Origin of the sequence: Rhizobium sp. SRDI969, from assembly GCF_025152725.1 — a bacterium.
Taxonomy (GTDB): Bacteria; Pseudomonadota; Alphaproteobacteria; order Rhizobiales; family Rhizobiaceae; genus Rhizobium; species Rhizobium leguminosarum_I.
This window is the reverse complement of record NZ_CP104035.1, coordinates 4,831,226-4,843,168: the sequence shown is the minus strand read 5'-3', so window position 1 is coordinate 4,843,168 and position 11,943 is coordinate 4,831,226. Positions and strand designations below refer to the sequence as shown.

General features: G+C 62.3%; 11 protein-coding genes. 9 read left to right on the top strand and 2 right to left on the bottom strand.

The features are described 5' to 3' along the window. Positions 1-215: 215 nt before the first annotated feature. Positions 216-551 (bottom strand): hypothetical protein, encoded by a 336-nt coding sequence (locus N2A41_RS23865; protein ID WP_260111136.1) that lies wholly within the window; start codon positions 549-551, stop codon positions 216-218. On the opposite strand from N2A41_RS23865, the gene N2A41_RS23860 reads away from it, so the two are divergent. From N2A41_RS23860 to N2A41_RS23835, 6 genes are all read left to right on the top strand, one after another. After that, complete coding sequence (locus tag N2A41_RS23860; RefSeq protein WP_246725978.1) at positions 451-756, top strand: septal ring lytic transglycosylase RlpA family protein; 306 nt, start codon at positions 451-453, stop codon at positions 754-756. The two genes, N2A41_RS23865 and N2A41_RS23860, sit on opposite strands and share 101 nt — an antisense overlap. Positions 757-900: 144 nt before the next feature. Further along, positions 901-2,190: an RsmB/NOP family class I SAM-dependent RNA methyltransferase gene (locus N2A41_RS23855; protein WP_260109891.1), complete on the top strand. Its 1,290-nt coding sequence runs from the start codon at positions 901-903 to the stop codon at positions 2,188-2,190. 342 nt (positions 2,191-2,532) lie between these two features. Next, positions 2,533-3,807 carry an imelysin family protein gene (locus N2A41_RS23850; protein WP_260109890.1) on the top strand — a complete coding sequence of 425 codons (1,275 nt, stop codon included), beginning with the start codon at positions 2,533-2,535 and terminating at the stop codon, positions 3,805-3,807. 47 nt (positions 3,808-3,854) lie between these two features. Then, the gene (locus N2A41_RS23845; RefSeq protein ID WP_260109889.1) at positions 3,855-5,393 is read left to right on the top strand and encodes a di-heme oxidoreductase family protein; all 1,539 of its coding nucleotides are present in this window, start codon (positions 3,855-3,857) and stop codon (positions 5,391-5,393) included. Continuing rightward, on the top strand, positions 5,393-6,493 hold the full coding sequence (locus N2A41_RS23840) for an imelysin family protein (RefSeq protein WP_260109888.1): 1,101 nt from the start codon (positions 5,393-5,395) through the stop codon (positions 6,491-6,493). Before N2A41_RS23845 ends, N2A41_RS23840 begins: the two co-directional genes overlap by 1 nt. 4 nt (positions 6,494-6,497) lie before the next feature. After that, the gene (locus tag N2A41_RS23835) at positions 6,498-7,577 is read left to right on the top strand and encodes a DUF1513 domain-containing protein (RefSeq protein WP_260109887.1); all 1,080 of its coding nucleotides are present in this window, start codon (positions 6,498-6,500) and stop codon (positions 7,575-7,577) included. On the opposite strand, the gene N2A41_RS23830 is transcribed toward N2A41_RS23835, so the two are convergent. Continuing rightward, positions 7,574-8,650 carry a DUF2252 domain-containing protein gene (locus N2A41_RS23830; protein WP_260109886.1) on the bottom strand — a complete coding sequence of 359 codons (1,077 nt, stop codon included), beginning with the start codon at positions 8,648-8,650 and terminating at the stop codon, positions 7,574-7,576. The genes N2A41_RS23835 and N2A41_RS23830 overlap by 4 nt on opposite strands. A 254-nt stretch (positions 8,651-8,904) precedes the next feature. Here N2A41_RS23830 and N2A41_RS23825 point away from each other — a divergent pair, with 254 nt between their 5' ends. From N2A41_RS23825 to guaA, 3 genes are all read left to right on the top strand, one after another. Next, positions 8,905-9,354, top strand: coding sequence for a PaaI family thioesterase (locus N2A41_RS23825; RefSeq protein ID WP_170280245.1), 450 nt, complete (start codon positions 8,905-8,907; stop codon positions 9,352-9,354). After that, complete coding sequence (locus N2A41_RS23820) at positions 9,351-9,989, top strand: 5'-methylthioadenosine/S-adenosylhomocysteine nucleosidase (RefSeq protein WP_017966649.1); 639 nt, start codon at positions 9,351-9,353, stop codon at positions 9,987-9,989. The genes N2A41_RS23825 and N2A41_RS23820 overlap by 4 nt, the downstream gene beginning before the upstream one ends. A gap of 115 nt (positions 9,990-10,104) precedes the next feature. Next, positions 10,105-11,667 (top strand): glutamine-hydrolyzing GMP synthase, encoded by a 1,563-nt coding sequence (gene guaA, locus N2A41_RS23815; RefSeq protein WP_017966645.1) that lies wholly within the window; start codon positions 10,105-10,107, stop codon positions 11,665-11,667. The last annotated feature ends 276 nt before the right edge of the window (positions 11,668-11,943 follow it).

The following is an 11,943-nucleotide window of genomic DNA, read 5'->3' as shown; positions in this document are numbered from 1 at the left end:
TTGCGACAGACGCACTCACCCAGAATGAGTAGGAAATTCCTACTTTCCCGCTTTGGCCGGACAATTTTCGCCGCATCTTATGGTTAACGGCCTTTGAATTTGCCCAAATGTGGCAGTAAATATGGCGAAATCGGAAAAATATTTTCGCGATTTCCGTGAACGCCGAGGCGTTAACTAACCATCCGGAATTTTTGTTCAGATTTTAACTGATTTTATTATGTTTTTTCCACGCCTTGGCGCGGCGTGCATTCCCGGAATCCCGACATCACACTCACGAATGTTACAGATTGTAATATTCCGTGAACTTCCGCGGCACTTTTTCGCCACTTTTTCACAGATTTAAGCCCCGCCGCCTGCAAGGGCGTGAGTTCAATAGTTGAGGGATACTCTGTTTTGAAGAAAATACGTCGTTCTATTGTCGCCGCTGTAACTATTGCAGCCTGTTCTTCCATGCTTCCGGCGGAAGGTTTTGCTGGCAATGGTTGTGGCGGTGCTTCATGGTACGCACTTCGCTCCAAAACTGCTTCCGGGGAACGTATGAATCCTGCCATCTTGACTGCCGCACATCGTTCGCTTGCTTTCGGCACCAAGGTGAAGGTCACCAACAGCAACAATGGCCGCACCGTCGTCGTTCGCATCAACGATCGTGGTCCGTTCATCCGCGGTCGTGTGCTCGACCTGTCGCGCGCCGCCGCACAGAATATCGGCATGGTGAGCTCCGGCACTGCGAAGGTCTGCTACCAGATCATCAGCTGAGGCCAGCACTGACTGCGCCGGAAGCGGCGCTTGCTCTTGCCGTCAATCGCGGTTACCACGCGGTTGAGACTTGTGAACAATTGACTGCGTGACACTCGCGTTTGCGCTGGTCGTTCCCACGCCACGGCAACAGGAGACATGTGAATGCGTCTGGGCGGCCGCCTCGAGGGGGCGATTTCTGTGCTCGCGGACATCGATGCCCGCAAGCGGCCCGTCGCCGACGCGCTGAAGGACTGGGGCCTCGCGCACCGCTTCGCCGGCTCCGGCGATCGTGCAGCGATCGGCAACATCGTCTATGACGCACTGCGCATGCGGCTTTCCCACGCCTGGCTGATGGATGATGACAGTGCCGCGGCCATTGCCCATGCCGTCATGTTCCGCCAATGGGGTTTCACGCCAGACAGTCTTGCCACTGAGCTGGCAGATGACAAGTTCGCGCCGGCGCCGCTTTCAGCCGACGCCGTCTCGGCCTTTCAAAGCCGCTCGCTCGACGATGCGCCGCCGCATATCCGCGGCGATATTCCCGAATGGGTCCAACCCTCCTTCGAGCGGGCCTTCGGCGCCGGCTGGCTCGCCGAGGCACAGGCACTCGCAGCGCGCCCGACGCTCGATCTGCGCGCCAACCTGCTCAAAGCCTCCCGTGACAAGGTCGTCAAGGCGCTCGAAAGAGCCAACGCGCATGCAGCGAAGATCGCCCGCTGCGGCATCCGGATTGCCGCCGGCGAAGGCGCCTCGCGTCTTCCCAACGTGACAGCCGAGCTATCGTTCCAGAAAGGCTGGTTCGAAGTTCAGGACGAGGGATCGCAGATCGTCGCCGACCTGGTGCTCGCCCATGATGGCGAACAGGTTCTCGACTATTGCGCCGGCGGCGGCGGCAAGACGCTCGCCATGGCGGCGGCCATGCAAAACAAGGGACAGGTTCACGCCTATGACGCCGACCGCAAACGGCTGGCGCCGATCATCGAGCGGCTGAAGCGGGCGGGCACACGCAATGTCCAGGTGCATGACGACGCCAGGGCGCTCTCCGGCCTTGCCGGACGCTGCGACAAGGTGCTGGTCGACGCGCCCTGCACCGGCACAGGCACGTGGCGCCGCCGCCCCGATACGAAGTGGCGGCTGACGACGAAGAACCTCGACGAGCGCACCGCCCAGCAGCAGGACGCGCTGGCGCAGGCGAGCGGTTTCGTCAAATCAGGCGGCGACCTGATCTATGTGACCTGCTCGGTCCTGCCTCAGGAAAACGAGGAACAGGCGCGCCGCTTCACGGCCGACAATCCTGACTTTCAGATCGTCAGCGCCCTGCCCGCCTGGGATCAGCTCTTCGGCAGGGATGCCCCGCGTCCGCATTCGTCCGACGGCCTGACGGTGACGCTGACGCCCGCCTCCACCGATACCGACGGCTTCTTCTTCTGCCGCATGCGGCGCAAGGGCTAAGGCGGTTTAGCCGAGGCCTGCATCGGAGTGTGACGCCGCGGCAGAGTGACGCTGCGCTGCAGACGTGAGATGGCGCGGTTGCCGCCGGTTTTTCAAGCAGATGCCGTTCAAAAAAGGCAGCGCGGACACCGCCTCCGCATCCTTAAAATCATTCCAAACTAGAGTGTTTGACACCAGTTTGCTTTTGCGCGAAGAGACGGAGCCCGATTACAGCGCCGCGCGTCTTATCAGACGCGCAAAGGACGCTGCAACAGTTTGAATCGACGCATCGTGCTTTCCGAAAATCGATTCCGATTTTCGGGCCGATGCAGTAGACGGAAAATCCCGTCACAGGAGAGGATCATGAAGCTCAACACATTCCGCGCAGCCGTGCTGGCGATCGCCCCCGCCGCCCTGCTCGCCCTTCCCGCGCATGCCGAGACCGATGCCGCGGCCGTGGTGAAACACTATGCCGAGGTGGCGCATGCGAAATACGAAGACTCGCTGACGACGGCCAAGGCGCTCGACGCCGCGATCGACGCCTTCCTGAAGGCGCCGACCGACGCGACGCTCAAGGCCGCCAGGGACGCCTGGATCAAGGCGCGCGTTCCCTACCAGCAGACGGAAGTCTATCGCTTCGGCAATCCGATCGTCGACGACTGGGAAGGCAAGGTCAATGCATGGCCGCTCGATGAAGGCCTGATCGACTATGTCGATGCCTCCTACGGCACCGAGAGCGACGAAAATTCTCTCTATGTGGCAAATGTCATCGCCAACAAGACGATCAAGATCGACGGCAAGGATGTCGACGCCTCCAAGCTGACGCCGGAATTCCTCTCCGGCACGCTGGCCGAGGCCGGCGGCATCGAAGCCAATGTCGCGACCGGCTACCACGCCATCGAATTCCTGCTCTGGGGACAGGATCTGAACGGCACGGGCCCTGGCGCCGGCGACCGCCCGGCAACCGATTATGACCTCAACAATTGCACGCACGGCAATTGCGACCGGCGCGCCGAATATCTGAAGTCCGCCTCCACCCTGCTGGTTTCCGACCTGCAGGAAATGACCGACAACTGGACGCCGGACGGTGCGGCGACCAAGAACATCGAAGCCGATCCGAAGGCCGGCCTCGTCGCGATCCTGACGGGCATGGGTTCGCTTTCCTACGGCGAGCTTGCCGGCGAGCGCATGAAGCTCGGCCTCTTGCTGCACGATCCGGAAGAAGAACATGATTGCTTCTCGGACAATACCTACAACTCGCATCTCAACGACGCGATCGGTATCGCTGCCGCCTATACCGGCAACTATATCCGCGCCGACGGCACCACGCTCACCGGCCCGTCGCTGCACGATCTGGTGGCCGCCAAGGACAAGGCGCTCGATACCGAAGTGGAAGCCAAGCTCAACAAGACGCTCGATGCGATGAATGCCATGGCAAAGCGCGGCGAGACCGTCGAGAAATACGACCAGATGATCGGCGAGGGCAACAAGGACGGCAACGCCGTCGTCCAGGCCGCCATCGACGGGCTGATCGACCAGACGAAATCGGTGCAGCGCGTTATTGCCGCACTCGATCTCGGCACGGTTCAGCTTGAAGGTTCCGACAGCTTGGATAATCCTAACGCCGTCTTCAAATAAGCAAAAAGGCGGGCCGCTTCGAAAGCCGGAGCGGCCCGGACCCTGAAATGTCGCATGCCCCGGCCCGCCGATTGATCGCCAGCGCAGCGCTCTGCGCCACACTTGCCGGTTATTCCGTCAGCATCGCAGCCGGTTTCGATCTGCCGACGAAACGCACCGACCTTTCCGAAGCCGATCTGCAACGTGTCGCCGGCGTCACCCGGCCGACGACGGATTTTTCCAAGGCCGAACAATACGAAGCGATGCAGGCAGGGGCGACGACCTCGATCGACCCTGTCACCGAGGACAGCTTCTCGCATATTTCGGCCAATATCCCCTTCGAGGAAGAGCAGAATTTCAAGCTCGGCAACGCGCTCTTCCGCAAGCTCTGGATATCCGCTCCCTCCTCGACGCAGGCCTCCGATGGTCTCGGGCCGCTGTTCAACGCCCGCTCATGCATGAGCTGCCATCTCAATGACGGCCGCGGCAGGCCGCCGGAGGGAGGCCCAAGCGCCACCTCGATGTTGCTGCGGCTTTCCCGTGCGGCCACGACGCCGGAGGAAGAAAAGGCAGTTGCGCGTGCTGATGTCGTCAATTTTCCCGATCCGGTCTACGGCCATCAGCTGCAGGACCTCGCCGTTCCCGGCCTTGCTGCCGAGGGGAAGATGGCGATCAGCTACCGCGAAGAGAGGGTGACGCTCGGCGACGGCGAGATCGCGTCGCTGCGCCGGCCGAGCTATGCGGTTGTCAATCCCGCCTATGGACCGCTCGATCCCGCGACGACAATTTCGCCGCGTGTCGCCTCGGCGATGATCGGCCTCGGACTGATCGAGGCCATTCCCGAAGCCGATATCCTCGCCCATGCCGATCCGGACGATGCCGATGGCGACGGCATTTCGGGGAAGGCTGCGGTTGTGCGCGACCGCCGCAGCGGCAAGATCGTCCTCGGCCGATTCGGCTGGAAGGCGCAGAACGCCACGGTGCGAGACCAGAGTGCCGATGCCTTCGCCAATGATATCGGCATCTCGACGCCCGATCACCCGGATGCGCAGGGCGATTGCACCAAGGCCGAAGAGAAATGCCTTGATATGCCGACCGGCGTGCAGAAACGGCTGGGCGCAGAAGAAGCGCCAGGTCCCATTCTCGACCTCGTCACCTTCTATTCCGAAAATCTCGCCGTTCCGGCACGGCGCAAGGCAAGCTTCGCCGAGACGCTGCGGGGCAAGCGGATCTTCTACGAAAGCGGCTGCATTTCCTGTCATGTGCCGAAATTCGTCACCCGGCGGGATACGCCCGAAAAAGCGCAGTCCTTCCAGCTGATCTGGCCCTATTCCGACTTTCTTCTGCACGACATGGGCGACGGGCTTGCCGACGGACAGCAGGTCGGCCTTGCAAGCGGACGTGAATGGCGCACGCCGCCACTATGGGGTATAGGACTGACCCGGACTGTCAGCGGACACAGCTTTTTCCTGCATGACGGCCGTGCGCGGAGCCTCACCGAAGCGATCCTTTGGCATGGCGGTGAAGCTGAAAAGGCCCGCAACGCTTTCTCCTCCCTGCCGAAAGACGACAGGGCGGCCCTGATTACATTCCTGGAGTCACTTTGATGCGCCTTTGGCACCCCCTGCTCTGCCTTACTCTGATCGGCCTCGCCACATCAGCAGCCGCCCAGACCGTAGCTCCCCCGGCAGGGCTGAACGAGGATGCCGTTCCCGCCGTCATGCAGCGCGCCGTCGACGAGGTGATCCGTCCCGGCTATCGCAACATGCAGCAATCGGCCGCCCGGCTGACGACGGCGATGAAGGATCTTTGCAGCGACGGCACGCAGCAGACGCTCGACAAGGCGAAATCCGCCTTCGACGATACGATCCGCTACTGGTCGATCATCGAAATCGTCCAGACCGGACCGGTTATCCAGGACAATCTCTTCGAGCACATCCTGTTTTATCCCGACCGCAAGGGCGTCGGCCTCAAGCAGGTGCAGGCGCTGATCGCCAAGGCCGATCCGAAGGATGCGACAGTCGATGCGATCGCCGGCAGGAGTGTTGCGCTGCAAGGCCTGACGGCGCTGGAATACGTGCTCTACGGCAATGGCTCCAACGATCTCGTCGGGCAGAAAGACGGCTTCCGCTGCCTTTACGGCGAGGCGGTCGCCGGCAATATCCAGCGTGAAGCCGGCGAAGTCGTCGCCGCCTGGGAAAAGCCCGATGGCGTGCAGGCGAGCTGGAAACATCCAAGCCCGCAGAGCAACGATTTCATGGACAATAAGGAAGCGGTGACGGCGCTGCTCGGCATTCTCGTCCATGGTGCGGAGAATGTCCGCGACCAGCGGCTGGAGCAGTTCTACAAGGGCAAGGACACTGCGCCACGGCCGCGCATGGCGATCTACTGGCGCTCCAAAAATACTTGGAAATCGATGGCCGCCAATCTGGAAGGCCTGCGCACGCTCTGGCAGAAGGCCGGCATGGCCGAGCTTCTGCCGCCGGACAAACAGCCGATTGCCGCCGCGATCGACGAGGACTTCAAATCGCTGCTCGACAGCGTGCCGAAGCTCAATCCCGACATCGACATCGCCACCAGCGATGCGGAGAAGGCCAAGCTCGATGAGCTGCTTGCCGACAGCCGCAACCTGATCACCCGGATCAGCGACGAATATGGCGCAGCGATCGGCCTTTCGGCCGGCTTTTCGTTTTCGGACGGAGATTGAGACGATGATGCGAAGTGCCGCAATCAACCGACGCAGCTTCGTCAAGGCAGCCGGCCTCGGCTTCCTTGCCACCTTGACGCCAAGGTCGCTGATGGCGCTGGAGCGGACTGATGCGGTCTATGCCTCGGGCATTCGGGCAGACGACGGCTCCTTTGCCATTGCGACCGTGACCGAGCGCGGCGAGATCGTCGATCAGATGACGCTTCCCGCCCGCGCCCACGGTATGGCCTTCAGCGCCAGCACCGGCAAGACGGTCGCCTTCGCGCGCCGGCCGGGCACCTTTGCGATGATCTTCGATCCCCGGAACAAGGGCGAGCCGGTCGCCATCAGTTCGCCAGAGGGCCGGCATTTCTACGGTCATGGCGCTTTCTCTCCCGATGGTCGTCTGCTCTATGCCAGCGAGAACGACTTCGACGGCAATCGCGGCATGATCGGTCTCTACGACGCCACCGACCGCTTCACCCGCATCGGCGAATTCGAGACTTACGGCATCGGTCCGCACGACATGACGGTTTCCGAAGACGGACGCCTTCTCATCGTCGCCAATGGCGGCATCGAGACGCATCCGGATTTTGGCCGCACCAAGCTCAATCTCGGCGAGATGCAGCCGTCGCTGGCGCTGATCGATGCGGCGACCGGGGCGCTGGTCGAGAAACATGTGCTGCCGGCGGAATGGGCGGAACTCTCCACCCGCCACGTCGATCTCGACGGCGAGGGCCGCATCTGGTTCGCCTGCCAGTATGAAGGTCACCGCAAGGATTTGCCGCCGCTTGTCGGCCATTTCGCCAAGGGCGAGAATCTCTCCTTCATCGACCTGCCGGAGGAGACGACGCGTCGGCTAGCCAATTACGTCGGAGCGATCGCCGTCAATCGCAGCGAAGGTCTCGTCGGCATCACCTCACCGAAGGGCGGCGCCTCGGTGACGATCGACACAAGGACGGGCAAGGTGCTGGCCGAAGCGACCATTCCGGATGCAGCGGGCATCGCGCCGGCAAAGAGCGGCTTTGCCGTCTCCTCCTATGACGGCGATTTCCTGTCGACCCGCAGCGACGTCGCCTGGGATCAGCACATCGTGCGGATTTAGCCGGCGCGGGAATAGGCTTTCTGCTCGGCGCTGACGCTCGATGCCGCGGCTCTTGCCGCCTCGTGCAGCCATTCGTTTCCCCGCACCGCCAGATCCTTCAGGATCGCCGCAACCGCTGCCGCATCGTCGGAATGGCAATTGGCGATCTCGAAGCCCATCAGTTCGAGCATCGTCGGCGAAAGCAGGATCTCGGGACGCCGGTCGATTTCAATCTTGCAGCTATTCGGCGAGAGCCGGCGCACGAGGATGCGGCCGGAAACCCGGTAGTGCGGATCGGCTGAGCGCACCCGCCCATTGGCGATCTCGCTTGCATGGATCGCCACGTCCTGTGGCCTGTGGCGAAGCGACCAGGCGGACGGCAGCAGCGCCTTTGCCTCACGCAGCACCGGCCCGCCCTGCCATTCGGTATAGGCGACGAAACGCGGCCGGCCGAGACTGCCGGTGCCGCCGCTGCGCGGCTTCGGCACGACGGGCTCCGCCCCGGACGGCAGCGCGGCGGCGAGCGCCTTGGCGTAGGCTGGTGGCGGCGGCTTGCTGCCGGGAAGCAACATTTCGTATTTCTCCCAGAATTCCCTGCGTCCGGAATTCGGCAGCATCAACGCCTTGCGCAGCCATTTGTGGTCGCGCTCGAGGATGACGGGCAGCGGATTTTCAAGGCCCCTGCGATAGCCGCTGAGGATCAGCTCGCCGATCATGCGAACCGAGGGACCGTCGCCGCCGCAGGCCAGCACGGCGCTTGCCGCAAGGCGAACGAGATCAAATGCATAGGGCATCACCGCCGCGTCGTCGAAATCATTGACGCCCCAGACGAGACGGCCCTCGATATCGCGCCAGGTGCCGAAATTCTCCAGATGCGTATCGCCGATCGCCAGCACCTCGGGTGCGCCTGTCAGTTCCGGACAGATATCGAGGATGATCTCGCACCAGCGCCAATAGGTGGCGCGCAGGAAGACGAAATCGCCGCTTCGCATCTTCTCGTGCTTCTCCCGCAGATCGTCCTTGACGAGATCGTCGCCAAGTTCGCCGGCCAGCCAGCTCTCGAAATTACGGACCGATTGCGATATCGTCGTCATGCCGGCGCTCCATCATTTCGCGACCCGATGCGGAGAATACGCGCGCCGCGCGAAGCTTCAATCGTCTTCGCATCGGATCGCCATAATCCAGCGGTACTGGCCAGCGGTACCGGCTTGTCCGGCGACGGAAAGGTGAAAGGTTGCCCCGGCGACACGGTCCCGGGTTTCCATCGGCGCCCGGACCGATTTCAGCGATGTCCAGCTTGTCGAATGCGGCGCGCCATGCCACTTTCGCGGCTGTAAGAGGGGCAGACATGAGCGAGACTGACAGGGGCGATTTCCGCGCGCGAATCCGCCGTAATTTTGCGCGGCAGGCGGCGATGGAGACGATCGGCGCGGAGCTGACGCGCGTCGAGCACGGCGTCGTCGAGATCGAGCTGCCCTTCGACGTCAAACTGACACAGCAGCACGGCATCCTGCATGCGGGCATCATTTCCGCAGCGCTCGATTCGGCCTGCGGCTTTGCCGCCTACAGCGTCATCGACCCGGAGGCCTCGATCCTGACGATCGAGTTCAAGGTCAATCTCATGTCGCCGGGGCGTGGCGATCGTTTCCTGTTTCGCGGGGAAATCACCAAACCCGGCTCCACCATCATCGTCGCCGACGGACGAGGCTACGCGATCGGCGACGGGCCGGCGAAACTCATCGCCTCCATGACCGGAACGATGATGGTGATCCGCGGTAGAGAGGGCATTACGGGATGAAGTTCGAACTGAAATCGGTCGCGGGGAAATCCATTCTTTTCGTCATGGCGGCGGAGGCCGAATACGGTCCCTTCCTGCGTTCGCGCATTGAACCGCTGATGACCGGCGTCGGCCCGGTCGAGGCCGCCATCGCGCTGAGCAAGACATTGGCACGGCTGGATGCAGCCGACGACCTGCCCGATCTCGTCGTGTCCCTCGGCTCGGCCGGCTCGGCGAAACTGGAGCAGACCGAAATCTATCAGGTGACCTCGGTTTCCTACCGCGACATGGATGCCTCGCCGCTCGGCTTCGAAAAGGGCAAGACACCCTTTCTCGACCTGCCGGCAACGCTCGAACTGCCGCTGCGCATTCCCGGCATTGCCGAAGCAAGCCTTTCCACCGGCGGCAACATCATCTCGGGCGCCGCCTATACGGGCGTCGACGCCGACATGGTCGATATGGAGACCTATGCGGTACTGCGGGCCTGCCAGGGCTACAAGCTGCCGCTGATCGGCCTTCGCGGCATTTCCGACGGCGCCGTCGAGCTGCAGCATATTTCGGGCTGGACCGAATATCTGCACATCGTCGACCGCAAGCTCTCTTACGGCGTCGATAGTCTGTTCACGGCGCTGGAGGACGGGGTTTTCTGGTTCTGAGCCCTTCAGCGCCCCGCGCCTTGTCAGACGCGCGGGGGACAATTGCAACAATAAAAACCTGATGCCGCCGATTTCCCGGATTGCCAGGCGAAGCGCTTTTCATTAAAGCCTCGCCATGACCCAGACAGCACATCCCGACTCCGTTCTCATCGTCGATTTCGGCAGCCAGGTGACCCAGCTCATCGCACGACGCGTGCGCGAGGCCGGCGTCTATTGCGAGATCGTCCCCTTCCAATCGGCCGAAGAAGGCTTCCACCGCCTGCAGCCGAAGGCCGTGATCCTGTCCGGCAGCCCGGCTTCCACGGTGGACGAGGGATCGCCGCGAGCGCCTCAGATCATCTTCGACAGCGGTCTGCCGGTGTTCGGCATCTGCTATGGCCAGCAGACAATGTGCATGCAGCTCGGCGGCAAGGTCGAGAGCGGCCATCACCGCGAATTCGGCCGCGCCTTCCTCGATGTCGACAGGGACTGCCAGCTGTTCGAGGGCCTCTGGTCCTCCGGCTCGCGCCACCAGGTCTGGATGAGCCATGGCGACCGCGTCACCGCGCTGCCGGATGGTTTCGAGGTGATCGCCACCTCTTCCAACGCGCCCTATGCCTTCATCGCCGACGAGAAGCGCAAATATTACGGCGTGCAGTTCCACCCGGAAGTCGTGCATACGCCTGACGGCGCCAAGCTGATCGGCAATTTCATTCACAATATCGCCGGCATCAAGGGCGACTGGTCGATGTCGGCCTACCGCCAGAAGGCGGTCGAGCAGATCCGTGCGCAGGTGGGCGACAAACGCGTCATCTGCGCGCTTTCGGGCGGCGTCGACAGTTCCGTCGCAGCGCTCTTGATCCACGAGGCCGTCGGCGACCAGCTGACCTGCATCCTCGTCGACCACGGGTTGATGCGCAAGGACGAGGCGGCCGGCGTGGTCGCCATGTTCCGCGAGCACTACAATCTGCATCTGTTGCACGTCGATGCCGCCGATCGCTTCATTGGCGAACTCGAAGGCGTCAGCGATCCGGAAACCAAGCGCAAGATCATCGGCCGGCTGTTCATCGAGACCTTCGAGGAAGAGGCCAAGAAGCTCGGCGGCGCCGATTTCCTCGGCCAGGGCACGCTTTATCCCGACGTCATCGAGAGCGTGTCCTTCACCGGCGGCCCGTCGGTGACGATCAAATCGCACCACAATGTCGGCGGCCTGCCGGAGCGCATGAAAATGCAGCTCGTGGAACCCTTGCGCGAGCTCTTCAAGGACGAGGTGCGCGCGCTCGGCCGCGAACTCGGCCTGCCCGACAGCTTCATCGGCCGTCACCCCTTCCCGGGCCCCGGCCTTGCGATCCGCTGCCCCGGCGGCATCACCCGCGAAAAGCTGGAGATCCTGCGCGAGGCCGATGCGATCTATCTCGACGAAATCCGCAAAGCCGGCCTCTACGACGCCATCTGGCAGGCCTTTGCCGTGCTGCTGCCCGTCCAGACCGTCGGCGTCATGGGCGACGGGCGCACCTATGAATTCGTCTGCGCGCTGCGCGCCGTCACCTCCGTCGACGGCATGACGGCGGACTTCTACCACTACGACATGGAATTCCTCGGCCGCGCCGCGACCCGCATCATCAACGAGGTGCGTGGCATCAACCGCGTCGTTTATGACGTGACGAGTAAGCCGCCTGGTACGATCGAGTGGGAGTAGGGAATAGCGCAGCCTGGCGTAGGAAGTCGAATTCTGTCGTTGACAATACAACGATTTTCGAACTGTGCCGCGCACTATCCGATGCATCATCAACTGAACCGCCGATGTACTTAAGCGACTGATTTAGCTAGAGTTGTCCGGCGCGGTCACGGGCGGCGAAAGTGTGGCGGATCTGTCTGACGGTACTTTTGAAGGTAGTCGTCGTGTGCGGCCAAACGTCTAAGAAAAGTGCCGTCAGTCCGTTTTCCGCCTGACGATACTTTTTTTGCAATCAAG